The organism is Aromatoleum petrolei (assembly GCF_017894385.1).
GTDB lineage: Bacteria > Pseudomonadota > Gammaproteobacteria > Burkholderiales > Rhodocyclaceae > Aromatoleum > Aromatoleum petrolei.
In genome coordinates this window covers 3114561-3136646 of the sequence record NZ_CP059560.1, presented here as the reverse complement: position 1 = coordinate 3136646, position 22086 = coordinate 3114561, and the positions used below count along the sequence as shown (strand labels likewise).

Genomic DNA, 22086 nt, shown 5'->3' with positions numbered 1-22086 from the left:
GCTCCGCAGAATGCCTGAACCGGCATGCCACCCCGACGCGGAGGACATGCCATGCTGTTCATCACCAGCAGAATGCCGACCCACAACACCGAACCCGAGCTGAACCCGAATTTCGTCTTCGACCTCGGCAACAATGCCTCCAGCCGCGCCTTCTACTGCTGCCGGCGCAAGAAGAAGGACAGCTACGAGGAGATCGGCAGCAAGGCCCTGCTCAGCGCGATCAAGGAGTCGAAGTACCGCCAGGTGCTGCTCTACATCCACGGCTTCTCGAACCTCCCCGAGGCGGTGTTCAAGAACGTCGAGGAATTCCAGAGCCTGTGCAACAAGAAGAAGGCCGGCGAGGTGCTGGTCGTGCCGGTGATCTGGCCGTGCGACAACGACCTGGGCATTGTCAAGGACTACTGGGACGACCAGAAGGCCGCCGACCAGAGCGCCTTCGCGCTCGCGCGCATGTTCCAGAAATTCATGGAATGGCGCGCCTCCACCGAATACAACCCCGAGGACGACCCCTGCCTCAAGCGCATCAACGTCCTGGCGCACTCGATGGGCAACCGCGTGCTGCGCCAGACCCTCGCCAACTGGCGCCGCTACGACCAGCCGCAGGGCCTGCCGCTGCTGTTCCGCAACACTTTCCTGGTCGCCGCCGACATCGTCAATGAATCGCTGCACCGTGGCGAACCGGGCGAACTGATCTGCCACGCCTCGCGCAACGTCGTCGTGTATTACGCCTCCGACGACCTCGCGCTGCGCGCGAGCAAGGTCTCCAACCTGCGCAACGCCGAAGCCTCGCGCCGCCTCGGCCACACCGGCCCGGAAGACATGGACCGCACGCCGAAGAACGTTTTCGCGATCGACTGCGACGACGTGAACACCCGCTACGACCCGCCCAAGGGCCATTCCTACTTCCGCTCCGGCGACAAGAAGGGCGAACCGGGCGTGGTCTTCGACCACATCTTCAACACCATGCTGAGCGGACGGGTGTTCCCCAGCGACGAGTTCCGCAAGTCGAGCATCCTGACCCTGCCGAGCGGCTGAGCCCTAATCCACCGCCTCCGCGAGCGGCTCCAGCAGACGGGGCCGCCGTATCTCCCAGTCCTCGAACCACTCGGGCAACTCGTGCCCGGGCATCGGCGACGAAACGAACCAGCCCTGCGCAAAGTCGCAGCCGCACGAGCGCAGCAGCTCCCATTCGGCACGGGTTTCGACGCCTTCCGCGACCGTGCGCAAGCCGAGGCTGCGCGCCAGGCGCTGGTTTGCCTCGACGATCGCCCGCAAACCTTCGTCCTCGCACGCGCCATGGACGAAGCCGCGGTCGATCTTGAGTTCGTTGAAGGGAAGATCGCGCAGCTGGACGAGCGACGAGTGGCCGGTGCCGAAATCATCGATCGACAGCGTGATGCGCCGGAGCCGCAGGCGCGCGAGGATGTCGAGCACCACGACGGAATTCTGCATGAGTCGACTCTCGGTGACCTCCAGGACGAGGCGCTCCGGCGGCACGCCGGAGGCAGCGAGTTCCTCCATGACCATTTCGGGAAAATCGAGCGCGACGAGGTTGTCCATCGACACGTTCACCGCGATCTGCAGCGCGTATCCCGCGTCGAACCAGCGTCGCGCGTCGTCCAGTGCGGTGCGGAGAACGGCCTGCGTAAGCTCATCGATCAGTCCGCTCTGCTCGGCGAGCGGCACGAACTCGTCGGGATACACCAGCCCCCGCTCCGGATGGTTCCAGCGCACGAGGCTTTCGACGCCGACCACGGCACCGGTCGTGAGCGACACCGTCGGCTGGTAGTGATTCACGAGCGCCCCAGCCGCAATCGCCCGGCGCAATTCCTCGCTATAGAAGGTGCGGAACGACGCCTGCGACGCTGCCATCCCCGACACGTGCCGGTCGAGCACCGCACGCAGCCCTGCCGGGGTCGTGGGCTTGCTGAGCGAGCCGAGCACCCGCAACCCGTGCGCGCGCGCCAAGCGTTCGGCGGAATGCAGGATGCGGGGATCCTCGCCACTCATCAGGATGAGGCTGCCGCGGTAGCCGAAACGGGCGAGTTCGCGCACGAACTCGATGCCGTCGAGCTCAGGCATCCTCAGATCGGCGAAGATCAGCCCGACCTCCGCTTCACCGCGGGCAACCTGTACCAGCGCTTCGCGCCCCCGTACGTGACTGCGCACGTCGCCCACATCCAGCGCAGCCAACTGGCTCGCCAGGAGCCTGCACAAAATGGGATCGTCGTCGACGATCAGCGTTTTCACCCGCATTCACTCGCCCTCTTGTGCCGGCGTCCGCTCATTTGTTTGCAAGCCAGCGCTGCAAAGAATCCCGCAGCACGTCGAGCTGCAGCGGTTTGCCCAGATATGCGTCGATACCCGCGTCGCGGTACGGCTCAGCGCCCTCGGGCGCAGTGCCGCTCAGCGCGAGGATCGGCGCACGCGGCCGCCCGCCCTTCTGCTCCTCGGCACGAATCGTCTGCACCAACACGTAACCGTCCATGCGCGGCATGTGCAGATCCGTCAGCAGCATCGCGTAGCCGCCCGCGCGCCACAACTCCAGCGCGCGCTCGCCATCCTCCACGGCGTCGGCCTGATAGCCGAGCACCGAAAGTTGCTTCAGGATGATTTTCCGGTTCACCGGATCGTCTTCTGCGACCAGGATCGGGCCTTTGCGCGCGGCGGCCTGCGTGACGGCCGGCAGCGCGGCTCCAGCGGCCCCCGGCATGATCACCGCCAGTGGAGGATGGCGATCGAATGGCCAGTAATGGCGAAATGGGCGTTCGGCCCCCAGCAGCCACGCTTCGGCCGCATCAAGCACCCCCCGGACCTGGGTCGCCGAGAACGGCTTCAGCAGGTAACCGTGGGCACCGGCACGCAGCGCAGCATCGATGTCCGCAAGCGCACCGTGCGCGGAAATCACGATCACCAGCGAACGCCAGGCGTCCGCGCCGGACCGCAGCTCGGCACACAGCTCAAGCCCGTCACGGGGCCCGGACAGGGCGACATCGAGAAAGATCACCTGTGGCCGGAACGTGCCGATCACGGCACGCGCTTCCGTCACGTCGCGGGCGACACGAATCTGCGCGGGATGCTCGCGCAACATCCCGCGCATCAGCTCGCGCATGAACGGATCGTCATCGACGACCAGGATCCGCCCGACGCCCTCCACCTCGCGTGCGGCCTCCCCTCCCGCTTCATTTCCGGCCAAGCTGCCCTCCCCTCGCACCCAGTCCCGCTCGAACACGCACGGACACATGGACCCATCTGACGAAAGGTATAGTTTACCTCATAGAGGTAACTATTTGTGGCGCCGTACGGCTGCTTTCCGCAGCAAGCTCGCGTACCATCATTAATGGACAATCAGTCGGCATGCTCGGACGATGAAATCCCTTCACCACGTACTACTCATCGATGACGACCCCTTCTGCCGGACGCTGTACACCAGCAAGCTGAAGGAGCTCGGCAGTGACATCCGCATCCTGTCCTCGGAGAACGGCTATGCGGCCCTGCTCGCGCTGTCGGAACGCACGCCGGACCTGATCATCCTCGACCTGCGCATGCCAAAGTTCGACGGCGTCGCTTTCCTGGACGTCATCAAGTCCAAACCCGAATACGAATCGCTGCCCGTGCTCGTGATCAGCTCGGCTCCCGGCGACTTCGCCCGCATCCGCAGCACCTACAAGAACATCTTCATGTTCGCGAAGCCGGTCCGCGCAGAGCTCTTCGAGCGCGCCATACGCTGGGGGCTTCGCCTGGCAGAGCCGGCCAAGGCTGAGGACGCACCCCTCGAGCCGCGACATTCGCGCATCGACCTCGCCCACATCACGCTCTACATCGGCCCCGACCGGACGATCCAGCACGCCGTCGCGGAAGAGTTCTACAAGCTTGCTGCCGACCGCATCTCGAGCCTGGACCGGCTCGCCGCAAGCGACGACCTGCGCGGTGTGCTGGATTTCTGCCACGCAATGGAGGGCGGCGCCGAGACGATCGGCGCGCATGAAGTGCTCGGGACGCTGGAGTCGCTGCGGACGGCGGCCCGCGCAGGCGACGTCCAGGCCGTCCGCGGGCATGCACAAGATTTTGGCGAAGCCCTGCGGTGCTTTTGCGTCGATCTGGCCCGGGAGTTTTCGCTCGACGCCGATTGACGCCCCCCCTATGCAAAGGTAACATTTCCGAAAATGCAGGCCTAATAGGTAACAATTCCAGATGCCGGGCTGGAGCCCGTTCTGGTGACACCGAAAGTTGTCGGCCTGCACTCGCAAGTGCGCGCACCCTGTGCAGGACAACGGATCCTGCAGGCGACGGAGATAGATCGGCATGGAACACGACGCGCAGCCGCTGGCTCACTCGGCGGCACCCGCGGCCGTTCGGCACGAACGCAACGAGACGCGCCGCCGCAACCTGATCATGCTGACGGCGGCGCGCGGCGCAAAGATTGCGCTGACCCACGCAGCGAAGCTCACCAGTAGCCGGGTAAGCCTGATGACCTCGGGCCGCAAGCCGGTGTCGGATCCGTTTGCCCAGGCCATCGAGCAAGCCCTCGGACTTCCGCCAGGCTGGCTCGACGCGCCGCAGGCACGACAGTCCGTGCCGCAATCCGTATGGAGCGTACTGGGCACCTCGGCCAGCACCGCCCCCGATGCGAACGTGGATGCTGAGCCGCGAACCCCCGCAGGCGGACAGGCGGGAACCGACATCGCCGCGCTGCTTGCGCAGGCCGCTGCAGCGCCGACGGCGCTCTTCGACAAGCCGCGCGCCACGGTCGGCCCCATCGCCGAGGCGCTCGCCCGCACCATCCTCAACATGTCGCGCGCCGACAAGCTGTCCGAACGCAAGGCCTTCCAGCTCCTGGGTGCCCTGCTCAACGACGACACCTGAACGCGCCAGCCAATAGGCGTCCTCCAACAATGCTGCCTCATTTCCTGCGCGTGCTGTTTGGCGCACTCGCGGCAAGCGCGCTCGTCGCGCACGCCGCAGCCGAAGCTCCGCCCGTGCTGATCGGGCTCGATGCCGAATTCGGACACAAGACCAGCACGTCAGCCCAAGCGATCCAGCAAGGCATCGAAATCGCGATCGAGGAGATCAATGCCGCAGGCGGCGTGCTTGGCGGCCGCAGACTCGCCCTCGTCATGCGCGACAACCGCTCGATCCCGGCGATCGGCGTCGACAACCTGCGCGAGCTGGCCGCAATGCCCGATCTCGTCGGCGTGTTCGGCGGCAAGTTCAGCCCCGTCATCCTCGAATGGCTGCCCGTGGCGCAGGAACTGGGCGTGCTGATCCTCGATCCTTGGGGCTCGGCCGACCCCATCACCGAACACAAGTATGGCCCCAGCTACAGTTTCCGCCTGTCGTTGAAGGACTCCTGGGCGGCGCCGGTGATGCTGAACTTCGCCCGCCAGCAGCGCGGCGCCCGCCGGGTCGGCATCCTGCTGCCGAACACCGGCTGGGGACGCAGCAACCGCAATGCCCTCGCTGCCGCCGCCCCCGCCGCAGGCGTGGGCATCGCGGGCGAACGCTGGTACAACTGGGGCGACCAGTCGCTGCTCGAGCAATACCGTGAACTGCGCGCAGCCGGCGCACAGGCCATCGTCCTCGTCGCCAACGAGACGGAAGGGTCGCTGCTGGTGCGCGAGGTGGCGGCCTTGCCGCAGGGTGAGCGTGTGCCCATCATCAGCCACTGGGGCGTCACCGGCGGCGCCTTCGCCGAAATGTCGGGGGGGGCGCTCGACCAGGTCGACTTCGCCGTGGTGCAGACCTTCAGCTTCATCGGCCTCGACACCCCGATCGCGAAGCGCGTGCTCGCAGCGCTGAAGACGCGCTACGGCATTGCCGGCGCAGAGCAGGTGCGCGCGCCGGTCGGCGTTGCGCATGCCTACGACCTGACGCATCTCCTCGCGCGCGCGATCACGCGCGCCGGATCGACCGACCGTGCCAGGGTGCGCGACGCGCTGGAGCAGCTGCCCGCCTACAAGGGGCTCGTGCGCAACTACGACCGCCCGTTCGCGCCCAATCGGCACGACGCACTATCGCCGGAGCAGGTGTTCATGGCGCGCTACACGGCGCAGGACGTGCTGGTCCCGCTCATTCCCGCACGACCGGACAGACGCTGAACCGCGAGCGATGGCCAAGGCTTCGGGCCTCGCCGCCCGCATCCGTCAAAGCGCATTCCTCCTTGCCATGTCGGTGCTGGCCCTCACCGGCATCGGCGCGTTGTCCTTGCAGGCATACAACATTGCCGGCACGATCCGGCAGTCACAGACGACGACGCTGCAGGTGCTGGCCGGCACCTTCGGCGCCAGCCTCGCCAAAATCATCGACTCTGAGGAAGAGCTCAGCCGCAGTCCGCTGATCTGGACCGCGCTGACTGATACTGCCGGACGCGAGGCCTACCTGCGGCCCTTCCTGCGTCAGCACAACAGCGGCAAGGCCTCCCAGCTCGCCCTCCTCGACTACCGCGGGCGCTTCCTCGCCGGTGCTGCGAACCTCGTTGCAGAATCGAACGCCACGGTCGAAGAACTCGCTACACGGCTTCTCACGGCGCAAGGCCCCGATCGGCACCCGATCGCGGTCGACCAAGGCAAGCACATCCTGGCCGCCTACCCCGTGATCTTCCCGTACACGGACGACGTGATCGGCGTACTGATCAACCGCATCGACCTCGCGGTACTGATGACGGGAGCGAGCGGGACGCTGGACCAACACTTCAACCTCATCGTCAGACGCACCGACGCCCCGCCCATCGCGCTCCGGGACACGGCCGCGCACGGCCCGGGCACGCAGCCGGTGACCCAGCTCCTGCAACACTCGCGCCACCCGGATCTGTACCGGATCACGCTCGAGCTCTACCGCAGCGACAACCCCTGGTTCAAACCGCTGCGCGACATCGTACTGCTGCTCATTGCACTCGCGATTCCCCTGATGTGGCTCGTGTGGCGCTACTCCACCCGTCTCGCGAGCCGCCTCACGGTGCGTCTGGACCGGCTGGCCGGCGCGGTCTCCGCCGCGCCAGGGCAGGACGCGCCCGCGATCCCGGCCGACGACAATCCGGATGAAATCGGAGCCTTGTCGCGCGCGCTGCGCGGTGCTCTCGAGGCGCAACGCCAGTTCAGCGAAGACCTCGAACGCCAAGTCGTCCGGCGCACCCAGGAGCTGCAGGCAAGCCGTGACGCTCTCGCCGAGGCGCAGGCCGTGGGCCACATCGGCAGCTGGGCGCACGACCTGCGCGCCGACGCGATGAGCTGGTCCGACGAAACCCGCAGGATCTTCGGCCTGCCCAGCGATTCGGAGCCCCGTGCGCGGGACTTCTTCGACGCGCTGCACGCGGACGATCGGCCGCGCGTGGAGGCGGCATGGCGCTCGGCGCTCGACGGCGGCAACGAATTCCGCACGGAAAGCCGCATCCTCGCGGCGGGCGAATTGCGCTGGGTGAACATCGAGGCGAAGGTCCGACGCGACGCCGCGGGTGAGGCCATCGACGTCATCGGCATCGTGCAGGACATCACCGCCCTCAAGCACGCGAACGCCCGCCTCGAGCAGGCCGTCGACGCGGCGCAGGCCGCCAACCGCGCCAAGAGCCGGTTCCTCGCGACCATGAGCCACGAGATCCGCACGCCGATGAACGCCATCATCGGCATGACGCGACTGGCGCTCGACACCCCGCTCGACGCACAGCAGCGCGACTACCTCGAGAAGATCAGCGGCGCCGCGGACGGCCTGCTGCAGGTCATCAACGACGTACTCGACTTCTCCAAGATCGAAGCCGGCAGCATGGACTTGCGCGCAGCCCCGTTCAACCTGCGCGAGCTATTCGCGAAAGTGGTCAGCCAGCTCGAATTCCGCGCACGCGAGAAGGGGCTCGAACTGCGCGTGACGCTCGACGAGCAGGGGCCGATGGACTACGTCGGGGATGCCCTGCGCATCGGCCAGGTGCTGCTGAACCTCGCGGGTAACGCCGTCAAGTTTACGCACCAGGGCGAGGTGAGTCTCGAGCTGCGACGCCTGCCGGGCGGCTCGAGCGGCGACTTGCTCGAGTTCGTCGTGCGCGACTCCGGCATCGGCATGAGTGCATCCCAGCTCACCCGCCTCTTCCAGCCCTTTTCCCAGGTCGACGACGCCACCACGCGCCCCTTCGGCGGCACCGGACTGGGGCTGGCGATATCGAAGCAGCTGGTTGAACTGATGCACGGCTCGATCGGCGTCGAGAGCACCCCTGGAGCCGGGAGCCGCTTCCACTTCGCGCTGCGCCTCGCGCCCGCCGCCGAGGGCGCGGGTCGGGCCGCAGCTTCCTGCAACGCGGGCGACAGTGGCCCGCCGAGCCTGCGCGGCCGCCGCATCCTGCTCGCCGAAGACAATCCACTCAACCAGCAGGTCGCCGGCGAGTTCCTGCGCCGCATGGGCATGATCGTCGACATCGCAAACAACGGTACCGAAGCGGTCGCGCGCGCGCTCGAGCGTCGCTACGATCTCGTGCTGATGGATTTGCACATGCCGGTGATGGACGGCTACGAGGCGACACGACAGATCCGCCGCTACTTCAGCGACGCTGCCCTGCCCGTCCTCGCGATGACGGCCGACGCCTTCAGCGACGCCCGCGACCGCTGCCTGGAGGCCAGCATGAACGACCACGTCGCCAAACCCATCGATTTCCGCACCCTGCCTGACGTGCTGGCGCGCTGGCTCAAGCTCGCCGATGCCGTCGACCGTCCGTCTCCCTCACCGTCCGAAGGCGGGGCGCACCATCCGGCAGTCTCCGCCGGCCCCCTGGACCTTCTGCCGCAGGAGGAACTGGACGAAGCCCTGGCGCGCATCGGCGGCGATGTCGCGCTCTACCGGGAACTGGCCGCGCTGTTCATCGAACAGTACCGCGACGCTTCTGCACAATTGCAGCAACACCTTGAGGAAGGCAAGCTCGAACAACTGGGACTGATGGCGCACACGCTCAAGGGGGTGGCCGCCAGCCTCGGCCTGAGACCGCTGCGGGCACATGCCGTGCGGCTGGAGAAAATGATCCGGGCCGGCGAGACGGACCGGTTGCACGATGCAGTACACCAGCTCGCGGACACCCTCGCCGCGTCCATGCAAGGCCTGTCCGGGCATCTTGGCGCCAGCGAGAACTGGCCAGCGCCTCAGCTCTGATTGGAAACCTGGAAGGCAGCGAGCCGTTTCATTGGCGTACTCGACCTTGCCGTCAGGGGATGCGACAGGATCTCCGCCTCCGGCCCCGACAGAAAATCTCCCTTACGCATGAGGGTATCGATGGGCAGCGGCAGGTCAGTCAAAAGCATGGGTCATAATGCCTCGACGAGCCGGAAACCGACAGACCCCGTCGCCGCGGTCCGGCTCACTCGCGCGGCAGCAGGCGCGCGAGCAAGGCCTGCATCTTCACCCAATGGGTTCCCTCCCAGAACACTCGCCGGCACACGTCGCAGGTGCTGAAGCGCGAGTGGCGCTCGCGCACCCCCTCGGGCAACAGGTGCGCGACGCTCGCCTTGTCGATTGCATGGAGCGGTGCGTTGCACGACAGACACAGCGTGAACGGCCGCGCGCTGCGGGCGAGATCCAGGCGCGCGAGGACCTCCGCGAACTGCAGCTCCGGCTTCAGCGCATGCACGTAGCAGCCGTGCGTGATCGTACGTCGCTTGAGCAGCTCGCGGTCGCGCGTGAGCACGATGCGTCCGTCGTGGGCCGCGATCGCCTCGATGTCCTCGTCGGCGAAGTTGTTGTCGTACAGCGTGTCGAAGCCCGTCATGCGCAGCAGGCGCGCGAGCCCGCCCATATGGGCGTCGGCGACGAAGCGCGTCGTGCGCAGCGGATGCTCGCGCACACGCAGCAGCGGCGTGATGTCGAAGGTTTCGAAACGCGGATAGACCGACACGCGGTCGCCCTCGCGCAGCAGGCGCTCGAATCCCACCGACTCGCCATTAACCAGCACCAACTCGACCTCGGTGTGCGGCACCCCCAGCGCCTCGATCATGTGCTTGACCGTCGCCGCCCGCGCACACGGCACCGTGACGTCGCGGTAACGGTTTGTCGGGGCGAGGAAATCGTTGAGTTCCTCGTAGAAGCGGAAACTCGCCGACACCATCGCCGCGCTCCCGCTCAGGGCGCAGGGCGCGCACGGAAACCGAAGCGCGCCGGCACCGCCGCACGTTCGACCGCCTGCAGCGGCAGGTTCCGCCACCTCACCTGGCACCTCACCTGGCAGGTCACCTGCCCCCCCTCGCCCGAACCGCCCGTCATCACCGCGAGCAGCGCCTCGTCGTCGGCCACCCTGCCGTCCGCCAAGCGGCATTCGGCAAGGAAGGCCGCGAGATCGCGGTCGTCGAGCAGGCCGGCGCCGAGGTCCGTGTCCAGCACCACGCTCCCCTCCTCATCGAGGCAGGCCGCCGCCACGGCGGCAACCTCGGTCCCGGCATGCGTCGTCAGGCTGCCGTCCGGATGCAGGCGCAGCACCCAGGGCGTGTAATCCAGCGACACGTACACCCGCTGCGGTCCGTTGCGCACGAGCCAGTTGCCCGACTCGTCGCAGCCGTAGTTGGCGTTGAGGAAGCCCGCCAGTCCCGCATGCTCGACCGCCTCGCCGCGCAGCCGCCAAGTGCCGCGGCGGTCTAGCGACAGCCAGTCGTAGCAGGCGGGAACGTCGGGCCAGCGGGCGGACGCGGCAACATCGGGGCAAGAGGTCATCGGGGGATGAAGTTGCGGAAAAGTCCCAGCATAGCGCGCCGCGCCCGCAGGCAGAACCCTGCGGCGCATGCGCGCAGCGCCCGAGTCTGGGACAATCCCGCGTTTGCCCATGCGGAGAAACGCGCGATGACCGAAGCACTCGTCGTCCTCACCAACTGCCCCGACGCGGCCTGCGCCGACGCCCTCGCCACGCTGCTGATCGAGCGTCGCCTGGCCGCGTGCGTGAACGTCCTCGCGCCCTGCCGCTCGGTGTATCGCTGGCAGGACAAGCTCGAGATCGCAGCGGAAGTCCCGCTTCTGATCAAGACCACACCCGTGCGCTACGCGGAACTCGAGGCGGCGATCCGCGAGAACCATCCCTACGAACTTCCGGAAATCGTCGCGGTCCCTGTCATGCGCGGCCTGCCGGGCTACCTCGACTGGGTCGCTGCGGAAACCGCCCCGCTACCGGACGACGAGAGCGCAGCCCCGACCGCTTCCTGAGCAGGCGCAAGTCGCAGGTCTTGATCCATATCGAAGACCTGCCGCCCCTGCCACCCTACAATCGCGCCACCGCGCAACGCCGACGAACCCATGCACCGCCTCCTGTCCCTGATTGCCCTGCTCGCGAGCCTCCTCGCGCTGTCCGTCCCCGCCCACGCCGCAGGCGCGGTCAGCGGCTCGCCGATGCGCCCCGAGGAGGCCTTCGTGCTCTCCGCGCAGGCGCTCGACCCGCAGACAGTCGAGGTCACCGTCAAGATCGCGGGCGACTACTACCTCTACGCCGACAAGTTCCGCTTCCGCGCCGATCCCGACACTGTCAGCTTCGGCACGCCACAGCGCCCGGCGGGCAAGGTCACGAAGGACGACTTCTTCGGCCAGGTCGAGACCTACCGCAAGGAAGTGAAGATCCTGCTGCCGGTCAATGCGCCCGAAGGCACGACGAAATTCCGCCTGCTCGGCAGCGTGCAGGGCTGCTGGGACGGCGGCATCTGCTACCCGCCCAACGAGCAGACCGCCGACATCGACCTCCTCGCCAAGCCGATGAAGACCGGCGGCAACTTCCTCGACGGCCTGCTCGGGCGCGACGACAAGCCCGTGCAGGCGGCCGCCGCGACCGGCGGCAGCGGCGTATCCGACGACGAGAGCGGACGCATCGCCGGCCTGCTGCGCGACGCCAGCGGCCCTCTGGTGCTGCTGAGCTTCTTCGGTTTCGGCCTGCTGCTCGCCTTCACCCCCTGCATGTTCCCGATGATCCCCATCCTGTCGGGCATCATCGTCGGCCACGGCCACGACATCTCGCGCGGACGTGCCTTCGTGCTGTCGCTCGTGTACGTGCTGGGCATGGCCATCACCTACGCCGCCGCCGGCGTCGCCGCAGGCCTCTCGGGCACCATGCTGGCCGCCGCACTGCAGAACGCCTGGGTGCTGGGCGCCTTCGCGCTGGTGTTCGTGCTGTTGTCGCTGTCGATGTTCGGCTTCTACGAGCTGCAGCTGCCGACGGCGCTGCAGAGCCGCCTGTCCTCCACCGCCAGTCACCAGCAGGGCGGCAGCCTCGGCGGCGTCGCGGTGATGGGGGTGCTGTCGGCGCTGATCGTCGGCCCCTGCGTCGCCGCCCCGCTCGCCGGCGCGCTGCTCTACATCGCGCAGACCGGCAACGCCGCACTCGGCGGCGCGGCCCTGTTCGCGATGGCGCTGGGCATGGGGGCGCCACTCCTCGCCGTCGGCGTCGCCGCCCGCTCGGTCCTGCCCAGGGCCGGCGCGTGGATGGAAGGCGTCAAGAAGGCCTTCGGCGTGATGCTGCTGGCCGTCGCGGTGTGGCTGCTCACCCCCGTCGTGCCGCCGCTGCTGCCCATGCTCGCGTGGGCGGCGTTGCTGGTGTTCTCGGGCATCTTCCTGCATGCGATCGACCCGCTGCCGCCGCACGCGAAAGGCTGGCAGCGCTTCTGGAAGGGTGTCGGCGTGGTGCTGCTGATCGGCGGTGCGGCAATGCTCATCGGCGCACTGGCCGGCTCGCGCGACCCGCTGCAGCCGCTCGCGGTGCTGCGCGCGCAGGCCGCCACCGCCAACGCGGCCGAGCTGCCGCGCTTCGAGAAGGTCGCCTCGATCGCCGAGCTCGATGCGCGGCTTGCGTCCACCGATCGTCCGGTGATGCTCGACTTCTATGCCGACTGGTGCGTGTCGTGCAAGGAGATGGAACGCTTCACCTTCACCGACCCGAATGTCGCCGCGCGCATGGGCCGCATGCTGCTGCTGAAGGCCGACGTCACCGCCAACAACGATGACGACAAGGCCTTGCTCAAGCGCTTCAACCTGTTCGGGCCGCCGGGCACGATCTTCTTCGACCCGGCGGGCAAGGAGCGCGACGGCCTGCGCGTCGTCGGCTTCATGAAGGCGGACGCCTTCAGCGAAGTGCTCGATCGCGCGCTGCGCTGAGGTCTGCAAGCCGGGGAACGGCGCCGAAGCGATCGCGGCGGGCTTCCGATCGCTTTTGGTTGCATTTCGCCTACAATTGGCGTTCCCTCAATCGCCCGCCTCCCAAAACATGTTCTCCGGAATCGTGGCCGCCTGCGGCCGAATCGAACGCATCGATCCCCTGCAGGACGGCGTCCGCCTGACGGTCAACGTGGCCGATCTCGATCTCTCCGACGTGCAGCTCGGTGACAGCATCGCCAACAGCGGCGTGTGCCTTACCGTCATCGCGATGGACGGCCCGCGCGTGCAGTTCGACGTCTCGCGCGAGACCCTCAACTGCACGGCCGGCCTCGACCAGGCCGGCAACGAAGTCAACCTCGAGAAGGCGCTACGCCTCGCCGACCGCCTCGGCGGCCACCTCGTCACCGGCCACGTCGACGGCGTCGGCGAAGTCGTCCGCTTCGTCCCGGTGGGCGAGAGTCACGACCTCGTGATCCGCGCCCCCGCCGCGCTTGCAGGCTACATTGCGCGCAAGGGCTCGATCACCGTGAACGGCGTGAGCCTCACCGTGAACCGCGTCGAGGGCACCGAATTTTCGATCAACCTGATCCCGCACACCGTCGCGGTCACCAATCTCAAGCACCTCGCGGCCGGCAGCCGCGTGAATCTCGAGATCGACTTGATCGCCCGTTACTGCGAACGCCTGCTCGCCTGGCGCGAGGAATCCGCACAATGACCGCACTGTCCCCCATCACCGAAATCGTCGAGGAAATCCGCGCCGGCCGCATGGTCGTGCTGGTCGACGAGGAAGACCGCGAGAACGAGGGCGACCTCGTCCTCGCCGCCGAGCACGTCACGCCCGAGGCGATCAACTTCATGGCCAAGTTCGGCCGCGGCCTGATCTGCCTGACGCTGACCGAGGCGCGCTGCCGCCAGCTCGACCTGCACCTGATGGTGCGCGACAACCGCTCGCCGCACGGCACCGCCTTCACGACCTCGATCGAGGCCGCCGAAGGCGTCACCACAGGCATCTCCGCGCACGACCGCTCGCGCACGGTGGAAGCCGCCGTCGCACGCAACGCCAAGCCCACCGACATCGTCCAGCCCGGCCACATCTTCCCGCTGATGGCGCAGAACGGCGGCGTGCTCATCCGCGCTGGCCACACCGAGGCCGGCTGCGACCTCGCCGCGCTCGCCGGGCTCGAACCGGCGGCGGTGATCTGCGAGATCCTCAAGGACGACGGCACGATGGCGCGCCTGCCCGACCTCGTCGAGTTCGCCAAGGAACACAGCCTCAAGATCGGCGCGATCCGCGACCTGATCCAGTATCGTTCGTCGAACGAGCACCTGATCAAGCGCGTCGCCGAGAAGGACGTCGACACCCCGCACGGCCGTTTCCGCCTGTTCGCATTCGAGGACAAGACCACCGGCGAAGTGCATTTCGCGATGACGAAGGGCGATATCCGCCCCGAGCGCGAGACCCTCGTGCGCGTGCATGAGCCGATCTCGGTCGTCGACTTCCTCGACTCCGAAAGCGCCCGCCACACCTTCCCGGTGAACCTCTCGCTCGCCCGCCTCGCGCAGGCCGAACAGGGCGTGATCGTGCTGCTGTACCGCCCGCAGTCGGGCAGCGAACTGCTCGCGAGCCTGACCGGCGACGGTTATCAGCCGCCGAAATGGGACGCCCGCCTGTTCGGCGTCGGCGCGCAGATCCTGCGCGACCTCAAGGTCGGCAAGATGCGGCTGCTCTCCAGCCCGCGCAAGATTCCGAGCATGGCCGGCTTCGGCCTGGAGATCACGGGCTTCGTCGATCCGGTCTGAGGTGGTACCCTCGACGTTTTACCGCGCCGGAAGTCCTGCGGATTTCCGGCTTTTCCGTTTCCGAAAGAACCGAACATGGCCCGTTACGACAACATCCCCGAATTCGAGCCCGATCTGAACGGCCACGGCCTGCGCATCGGCATCGTCATGAGCCGCTTCAACCAGGACGTGTGCGAAGGCCTGCTGTCGGCCTGCACCGCCGAGCTGCAGCGCCTCGGCGTCGCGCCCGACCTGATCCGCATCGCGACCGTCCCCGGAGCGCTGGAGATCCCGCTCACGCTGCAGGCGATGGCGCGCAGCGGCCGCTACGACGCGCTGGTCGCGCTCGGTGCAGTGATCCGCGGCGAGACTTACCACTTCGAGCTGGTGTCGAACGAGATGGGTGCGGGAATCAACCGCATCGGCCTCGACACCGGCATGCCGATCGCCAACGGCGTGCTCACCACCGAGGACGACGACCAGGCGCTCGCGCGGATGCAGGAAAAAGGCAGCGACTGCGCACGCACCGCGGTCGAGATGGCCCGCCTGCTGCGGATGCTCAAATGAGCGGCAAGGCAGCACGGCGCCGCGCGCGCGAATTTGCCCTGCAGGGCATCTACCAGTGGCTGCTGTCGGGCAACTCCGTCCCCGTGATCGAGGACCACGTCTCCCAGGTCACCGGCTTCGACAAGGCCGACCGCGAACTCTTCGTCAGCCTCTTGCGCGGCACGCTCGCCAACGTCGAGTCGCTGCAGGAGGAGTTCGTGCCCTTCATCCACCGTTCGGTCGACGAGCTTTCGCCCGTGGAGCGCGCGATCCTGCTGCTCGCCACGCAGGAATTGAAGAACGGCCTCGACACCCCCTACCGCGTCATCATCAACGAGGCGATCGAGCTCGCGAAGAGCTACGGCGGCACCGAAGGCCACCGCTTCGTGAACGGCGTGCTCGACAAGCTCGCGGCCAAGCTGCGCGCAGTCGAGGTGAGCGCCGCGAAGGACGCCGGCAAGTCTTGAGCCCCTCATCGCACCGCAAGTAACGAACAACGGGCCCGCGCGGCCCGTTTTTCATTGTGCGCCGCGACCCGCGAGGCGCGGCTTAACGCGTTGTCATTGCATCAAGCTCCGTAGCCCCCCGACGCCGATCGGACGGAATTTTTTCGCAGACACGCGGGCGCGTTCCGTTCACCATAGGCGCGACGGCAAATACCGCTCGCGTCGGGCCTGTCGAAGCCTTGGCGATGCCTTCCCGCACCCCCACGATCCACGGGCTCTTCTGATTGCCATTTTGATATCATTTGGGAGTATGCCAAAGACCTTGGCATGCCACCGGACGGAGGAAGGGGGCGATGAAGCTGCGGGCATACCTCGCACGCATGATCTGGGTAAGCGTCGCGCCGCTGCTCGTGTTCGCCGGGCTCATCGCCTACCACGACCTGCAGCAGATCGAACGCCAGCGCGCCACCGAGGCCGAAAGCTTCGCACGTCACTTCGCCGACTCCATCGACCGGACGATTCGCGCCCGCATCCGCGCCCTCGAGATGCTCGCCGCCGCCGACCGCTTCGGCCCCCCTGCCGACTGGTCGGCACTTTACAAGGACGCACGGGCATTCCAGGCCGCCTTCGGCCAGCACGTGATCCTCGCCGACAGTGCGGGCCGGATGATCTTCAACACGGCGCGCCCGTTGGGTGCGGAGTTGCCGCAGCTGAAGACGACCGGCAGCAATTACAACGCCTTCGCGTCGCTCGCGACCGGCAAACCCGCCGTGGGCGACCAGTTCCTCGGTCCGGTCCTCAAAGAGCGACTGCTGGCGGTGGCCGTTCCGGTGCTGCGCACGAGCCAGACGCCCTACGTGCTGATTGCGCTGATGCCGGCCGAACTCTTCCGGCAGCGGATCCGCGAACTTCCCCTGCCCCCGACCTGGAGCATCACGCTGCGCGACGGCACGAACGGGATCGTCGCGCACAGCAATTCCGGGGCCGCCACGGAACGCCAAGCCACCGAGCAGTTCTCGACCGCGTCGACCCTTTCGCAATGGTCGACGACCGTATCCATCCCGGGCGGCATCGCCGGGCTCTGGTCACTGCACGAAACTTTCATGTTGCTGGGCCTGCTCCTCGCCACGATGATCCTGCTCGCCTTCGCGGGCGGGCGCCTCGCGGCACGGCGCCTGACGCGCGCGATGCTGGCGCTGGTCTCGGACACCGCGCAGGCGCGGGCCGCGAGCGGGCCACTGCACCAGCGCATCGACGAGATCGCGAGCGTCCGCAGCCGCCTCGACGATCTGGCGAAGGCGCAGAGCGTCAGCCGCGAAGCGCTCCAGGCCAGCGAGGAACGCCTGCGCCTGTTCATCGAGCATGCACCCGCGGCCCTCGCCATGTTCGACCACGACATGCACTACCTCGCCGCGAGCCGGCGTTGGCGCGACGACTATGGCCTCGGCGGGGAGGACATCATCGGCCGCAGTCACTACGCGATCTTTCCGGAGATTCCGTCGCACTGGCGGGAGATCCATCGACGCGCCCTCGCCGGCGAAGTGCTGCGCAATGAGGAGGACCGCTTCGAACGCGCCGACCACAGCGTGCAGTGGGTGCGCTGGGAGGTCCGGCCATGGCGCACTGCGAAGGGTGCCGTCGGGGGCATCCTGGTCTTTTCCGAGAACATCACCGAGCGCCGGCAGGCCGAGGACGAGGTGCGCAAACTCTCGATGGCGATGGAGCAGAGCCCGTCCCTCATCATGATCACGGATCTGCAGGATCGTATCGAGTACGTGAACCAGGCCTTCGTCGACCAGACCGGGTACGCTCGCGACGAGGCGATCGGACGCACTCCCGCGCTGCTGAATTCGGACAAGACACCCCCTGCGACCCTTGAAGAGCAGAAACAGGCAGGCGCGCGCGGGCAGGTATGGCGCAGTGAACTCTTCAATCGACGCAAGGACGGCAGCCTGTTCGCGAGCAACGCCGTCGTCCGCCCCTTGCGGCAGCCGGATGGAACGGTCAGCCATTTCGTCTGGGTCCAGGAGGACATCACCGAAAGGAAACGGCTCAACCGGGAAGTGGAGCGCCACCGCCTCCATCTGCAGGAACTCGTCGCCAGCCGCACCGCCGAACTCGAGGAATCCCGCGCCGCGGCGGAACAGGCGAGCCTGTCGAAGTCGGCCTTCCTGGCGAACATGAGCCACGAGATTCGCACGCCGATGATCGCCATCCTCGGTTTCGCCCGAATGCTCAAGCGCAGCCCGCTGACCGACGAGCAACGCGAACGCCTCGACAAGCTCGGCGCCGCCGGCGAACACCTGCTCGTGCTCATCAACGACATCCTGGACCTGTCGAAGATCGAGTCGGGCAAGCTCGTGCTCGAGCACGTCGACTTCTCCCTCGACGGACTGCTCGACGGCGTGCGCTCGCTGCTCGGCGAGCAGGCCACGGCGAAGGGCCTGACGATCGAGCTCGACCGCGACCACGTCCCGATCTGGCTGCGCGGCGACCCGACGCGAGTGCGTCAGGCGATGCTCAACTACGCCAGCAATGCGGTGAAATTCACCGACACCGGCAAGATTTCGCTGCGAACGATCCTGCTCGAGGACGACGGATCGCACTTGCTCGTGCGCTTCGAAGTGCAGGACTCGGGCATCGGCATCCCCGCGGAACAGCAAGCGGAGCTGTTCCAGATGTTCCAGCAGGTGGACGCCTCAACGACACGCAAGTATGGCGGAACGGGGCTCGGCCTGGCGATCACCCGCCGCCTGGCGAACCTCATGGGCGGCGAGACCGGCATGGAAAGCGCCCCCGGCGAAGGCAGCCGCTTCTGGTTCACCGCCCGGCTCGAACGCGGCCAGCGCCCCAACGGCCCCGGCGGCCTCCCCGCCCCGACCGTCGCAGACCCCGTGCGACAGCTGCGCGAGCGCTTTGCCGACGCGCCGATCCTGCTCGTCGAGGACGATGTGGTGAACCAGGAAGTCGCGCTCGCTATGTTGGGCGACACGGGCCTCATGGTCGACATCGCGTCGAACGGGTCGGAGGCCGTCGAGCTGGCCGCGCAGCGTCCGTACCGGCTCATCCTGATGGACCTGCAGATGCCGGTCATGGACGGGCTTGCTGCGACCCGTGCCATTCGCGCTGCGGGCATCGGCGATTCGGTGGCCATCGTCGCGATGACCGCGAACGCTTTCGAAGAGGACCGCCGACGTTGCGAAGAAGCCGGCATGAACGATTTCGTCGCCAAGCCGGTGGCTCCCGAAGTGCTGTATGCCACGCTCCTGAAGTGGCTGACACGCGAGGCGAGCATTGGCGCCCCCCCGGCCGCAGCCCCGGCCGCAGGCCCGGCCGTCGCCGCGGACGTCGCCGCGCAACCGCCCGTCGACATCGACGCCGCGGTGAATCTGCTCGGCATGGAGCCGGATAAGTTTTACGCTTTAATAGGAAAATTCCTCGCCTCTGCGCGCACGGAACTGCCCAGGCTCGACGCAGCCATTGCGCAGGGCGACGGGAAGACACTGTCGTCCGTCAGCCACCGCCTGAAGTCTCCGGCGCGCACACTGGGCGCATCCGGCCTTGGCGATCTTTTCGAAACCCTTGAACGCAGCCACCCGGACATGGCCAAGGCGGCCACGACTCTGCAGCAGATCCGCACGGCGTTGAATCAGTTTGCCCGCCTGCTCGACGACCGAATGTCGCAGCGCGGGCGCTCGGAAGGCTAGCGAATGGACTCTGCCCGCTCAATCAAGAATTTCCGCGCCCTCGTGCTTGATGACGACGAGGTCATGCGCGAGGTCGCAGAGGATCTGCTGCACCGCCTCGGCATCGAGCAGGTGCTGACCGCAGAGGACGGCAACGCGGGCCTCAGCCTGCTGCAGTCGGCCGATCCCGAACCCAATCTGCTGCTGTGCGACCTGAACATGCCCGGCATGGACGGAATCGAGTTGCTCCGCACGATCGCCGCCCGCGGCTTCATGGGCGACGTCGTCGTGCTGTCGGGGGCGGGCGCCCCGGTGCTGAAGGCCGCCGAACGTCTCGCAATCGAGTACGGCCTCGGGTTCCTGGGCGTACTCGCGAAGCCTGTCTCCGAGCGACAGCTCGCGGAAGTCCTGCAACGCAGCCGGCGGCCGACGGCCGACCGCGCGCCGCACGACATCCTCGATCCGCTGACACCCGACGAGATCCGGTCCGGCCTCGACACGGGTCGGCTCGCGCTGGTGTTCCAACCCAAGGTATCGGCGAAGGATTATCGTGTCTCCGGATTCGAGTGCCTGGCACGCTGGCGACACCCCGCACGTGGTCTATTGTCTCCCGGTGCCTTCATCCCGGTGATCGAGCAGCACGGCCTGATCGATCGCTTCACGCACGAGGTGTTCCGCTTGGCGGTGGCGCATCAACGCGAATGGCGCGTCGCCGGCCACACGATCAGGCTGAACGTCAACGTCTCGATGGACAACCTTCTTCGCCTCGACCTGCCCGAGACCCTGGAAGGACTCGTCGATTCGGCCGGGGGCTCTCCCCGGGACATCATCCTCGAGCTCACCGAGACTCGCCTGCTGCAGAACCGGCGGGACGGCCTCGACGTGTTGTTGCGCATGTGCCTGAAGGGTTTCGGCGTGTCGATCGACGATTTCGGCACCGGCACCTCGACGATGGAGCGGCTGCAGCACCTGCCCATCACCGAACTGAAGATCGACCGCGCCTTCGTGCATGGCGCCGCGAAGGACCCGACTGCACGCGCGATCCTCGAATCGAGCGCCACGCTCGGCAGGACGCTGGGACTCGGCGTCGTTGCCGAGGGGGTAGAAACCGAGGAGGATCTCGCGACCGTGCGCGCGGCCGGCTGCGACGAAGTGCAGGGCTACCTGGTGGCGAAACCGATGGGCGCCGAGGAAGTGCTCTTGTGGATCGAGCGCTGGGAAGCGCGCCGTGGCGAGATGACGAGCACGCGCCACGCTCCGACCCTGCTCGTCGTCGATGGCGATGAGATCGCGCGCGCCCAGCTGAGTTCGGCGCTCGGCGATCACTACCGGGTCCGCACGGCCGCGAGCGGAGAAGAGGCGCTCGTGCAAGTTGCGCAGGAGCGCCCCGACCTTGTGCTCCTCGACGTCAGGTTTCCCGGCGGCATGGACGGCTACGAAACCTGCCGTCGGCTCACGTCGACAGTCGGCACTACGCCCGTCCCGGTCATCTTCCTGTCCACCTGCGGCGCGATCGAGGAACGCCTGAAAGGCTACGACGCCGGCGCCGACGACTACCTCGTGAAGCCGGTCGATCCGCGGGAACTCCGTGCCAAGCTGGTGCGCCTCCTGGAACGCACGACCGGCCGGAGCGGCATGCCGAGGACGCCGTCCGACCGTTTCCCCCCCACGACGACCGCTTCCGAGCCCTCCCCAACCGCAAGCCCTACCGCGCACCAGCAGAAACCATGAAACACTTCGACCCCCTGGTCCGAAACAACGTGCACATTTGCGGCAATGCCGATGCCGACCGGACGATCGTGTTCGTACACGGTTTCGGCACCGAGCAGTCGGTCTGGCGCGGCGTCGTGCCCCATTTTGCGCGCGACTGGCGTGTCGTGCTGCTGGACAACGTCGGCGCCGGGGCCTCGCTGCCGGAGGCCTTCGTCCAGTCACGCTACCTGGGCCTGCAAGGCTATGCCGACGATCTGCTCGAAGTGTGCGATGCACTCCAACTGAAGGACGCGGTCCTCGTCGGCCATTCCGTCGGCGCGATGGCCGCCGTCCTCGCGGCCAACCGGAAGCCGGAGGATTTCGCCAAGCTCGTGCTGATCTGCGCGTCGCCGCGCTACCTCAACACGGAGGACTACCACGGCGGCTTCACCGCGGACGACCTGAACCAGATCTACTCGGCGATCGAGGAGCAGTTCGACGAGTGGGCAGCCGCGTTCGCCCCCATGGCCATGGGAAACTCGGATCGCCCGCAGCTCGCACGCTATTTTTCCGATCAGATCCGCAGCATCCCGCCGGACCGCGTGCTGACCGTGCTGTGCTCGACCTTCCAGTCCGACCACCGGCAGGACGTATGCCGGATCGCCCAACCGACCCTGCTGCTGCAATCGCAGGATGACGTCGCCGTGCCAGCGGCGGTCGCTCACTACCTGCAGCAGCACATTCCCGACAGCCGGCTCGTGATGCTGAAGGCGGGCGGCCACCTTCCGCACTTTGCGGCACCCGATGAGGTCGCCGACGCCATTCGCGGCTTCATCTAGGGATCGTCCGGA

At 67.2% G+C, this 22086-nt stretch carries 18 protein-coding genes; 14 read left to right on the top strand and 4 right to left on the bottom strand.

Translation table 11 applies throughout. The annotated features are described in order from the left end of the window. Positions 1 to 51: 51 nt before the first annotated feature. Positions 52 to 1035: an alpha/beta hydrolase gene (locus tag ToN1_RS14290; RefSeq protein WP_169208586.1), complete on the top strand. Its 984-nt coding sequence runs from the start codon at positions 52 to 54 to the stop codon at positions 1033 to 1035. Between the two features lie 3 nt (positions 1036 to 1038). On the opposite strand, the gene ToN1_RS14285 is transcribed toward ToN1_RS14290, so the two are convergent. Together ToN1_RS14285 and ToN1_RS14280 are read right to left on the bottom strand one after the other, a co-directional pair. Continuing rightward, positions 1039 to 2256: an EAL domain-containing response regulator gene (locus ToN1_RS14285; RefSeq protein ID WP_211162271.1), complete on the bottom strand. Its 1218-nt coding sequence runs from the start codon at positions 2254 to 2256 to the stop codon at positions 1039 to 1041. 28 nt (positions 2257 to 2284) lie between these two features. Further along, positions 2285 to 3196 carry a response regulator gene (locus tag ToN1_RS14280; protein WP_169208587.1) on the bottom strand — a complete coding sequence of 304 codons (912 nt, stop codon included), beginning with the start codon at positions 3194 to 3196 and terminating at the stop codon, positions 2285 to 2287. Positions 3197 to 3368: 172 nt separating this feature from the next. Between ToN1_RS14280 and ToN1_RS14275 the strand changes: the two genes are divergently transcribed. From ToN1_RS14275 to ToN1_RS14260, 4 genes are all read left to right on the top strand, one after another. Beyond that, positions 3369 to 4133, top strand: a complete 765-nt coding sequence (locus ToN1_RS14275; RefSeq protein WP_169208588.1) for a response regulator — start codon at positions 3369 to 3371, stop codon at positions 4131 to 4133. Positions 4134 to 4305: 172 nt separating this feature from the next. Further along, on the top strand, positions 4306 to 4866 hold the full coding sequence (locus tag ToN1_RS14270) for a hypothetical protein (protein WP_169208589.1): 561 nt from the start codon (positions 4306 to 4308) through the stop codon (positions 4864 to 4866). A gap of 29 nt (positions 4867 to 4895) precedes the next feature. Beyond that, positions 4896 to 6098 carry an ABC transporter substrate-binding protein gene (locus ToN1_RS14265; protein ID WP_210147814.1) on the top strand — a complete coding sequence of 401 codons (1203 nt, stop codon included), beginning with the start codon at positions 4896 to 4898 and terminating at the stop codon, positions 6096 to 6098. A 10-nt stretch (positions 6099 to 6108) separates the two neighbouring features. After that, positions 6109 to 9123 (top strand): PAS domain-containing hybrid sensor histidine kinase/response regulator, encoded by a 3015-nt coding sequence (locus ToN1_RS14260; RefSeq protein ID WP_169208590.1) that lies wholly within the window; start codon positions 6109 to 6111, stop codon positions 9121 to 9123. 205 nt (positions 9124 to 9328) lie between these two features. Here the strand turns inward: ToN1_RS14260 and ToN1_RS14255 are convergent, their stop codons facing one another. Both ToN1_RS14255 and ToN1_RS14250 read right to left on the bottom strand, forming a co-directional pair. Further along, a complete protein-coding gene (locus tag ToN1_RS14255; protein WP_169208591.1) occupies positions 9329 to 10072 on the bottom strand; it encodes a Mut7-C RNAse domain-containing protein in 744 nt (247 codons plus the stop codon). Between the two features lie 14 nt (positions 10073 to 10086). Further along, a complete protein-coding gene (locus ToN1_RS14250) occupies positions 10087 to 10671 on the bottom strand; it encodes a DUF2946 family protein (protein WP_169208592.1) in 585 nt (194 codons plus the stop codon). 126 nt (positions 10672 to 10797) lie between these two features. Between ToN1_RS14250 and cutA the strand changes: the two genes are divergently transcribed. The 9 genes from cutA (at position 10798) to ToN1_RS14205 (ending at position 22074) form a co-directional block, all read left to right on the top strand. Continuing rightward, a complete protein-coding gene (gene cutA / locus ToN1_RS14245; RefSeq protein WP_169208593.1) occupies positions 10798 to 11154 on the top strand; it encodes a divalent-cation tolerance protein CutA in 357 nt (118 codons plus the stop codon). Between the two features lie 90 nt (positions 11155 to 11244). After that, positions 11245 to 13086 carry a protein-disulfide reductase DsbD gene (dsbD, locus tag ToN1_RS14240; protein ID WP_169208594.1) on the top strand — a complete coding sequence of 614 codons (1842 nt, stop codon included), beginning with the start codon at positions 11245 to 11247 and terminating at the stop codon, positions 13084 to 13086. Positions 13087 to 13195: 109 nt separating this feature from the next. Beyond that, on the top strand, positions 13196 to 13801 hold the full coding sequence (locus ToN1_RS14235; RefSeq protein ID WP_169208595.1) for a riboflavin synthase: 606 nt from the start codon (positions 13196 to 13198) through the stop codon (positions 13799 to 13801). Further along, positions 13798 to 14886 carry a bifunctional 3,4-dihydroxy-2-butanone-4-phosphate synthase/GTP cyclohydrolase II gene (ribBA, locus tag ToN1_RS14230; protein ID WP_169208596.1) on the top strand — a complete coding sequence of 363 codons (1089 nt, stop codon included), beginning with the start codon at positions 13798 to 13800 and terminating at the stop codon, positions 14884 to 14886. The genes ToN1_RS14235 and ribBA overlap by 4 nt, the downstream gene beginning before the upstream one ends. A gap of 75 nt (positions 14887 to 14961) precedes the next feature. After that, on the top strand, positions 14962 to 15432 hold the full coding sequence (gene ribH, locus ToN1_RS14225; protein ID WP_169208597.1) for a 6,7-dimethyl-8-ribityllumazine synthase: 471 nt from the start codon (positions 14962 to 14964) through the stop codon (positions 15430 to 15432). Further along, a complete protein-coding gene (nusB, locus tag ToN1_RS14220; protein WP_169208598.1) occupies positions 15429 to 15878 on the top strand; it encodes a transcription antitermination factor NusB in 450 nt (149 codons plus the stop codon). The genes ribH and nusB overlap by 4 nt, the downstream gene beginning before the upstream one ends. A gap of 332 nt (positions 15879 to 16210) precedes the next feature. Beyond that, positions 16211 to 19564 carry a PAS domain S-box protein gene (locus tag ToN1_RS14215; RefSeq protein WP_210147813.1) on the top strand — a complete coding sequence of 1118 codons (3354 nt, stop codon included), beginning with the start codon at positions 16211 to 16213 and terminating at the stop codon, positions 19562 to 19564. 3 nt (positions 19565 to 19567) lie between these two features. Next, complete coding sequence (locus ToN1_RS14210) at positions 19568 to 21274, top strand: EAL domain-containing protein (RefSeq protein ID WP_169208898.1); 1707 nt, start codon at positions 19568 to 19570, stop codon at positions 21272 to 21274. After that, complete coding sequence (locus tag ToN1_RS14205; RefSeq protein ID WP_169208899.1) at positions 21271 to 22074, top strand: alpha/beta fold hydrolase; 804 nt, start codon at positions 21271 to 21273, stop codon at positions 22072 to 22074. Before ToN1_RS14210 ends, ToN1_RS14205 begins: the two co-directional genes overlap by 4 nt. Positions 22075 to 22086: the final 12 nt, after the last annotated feature.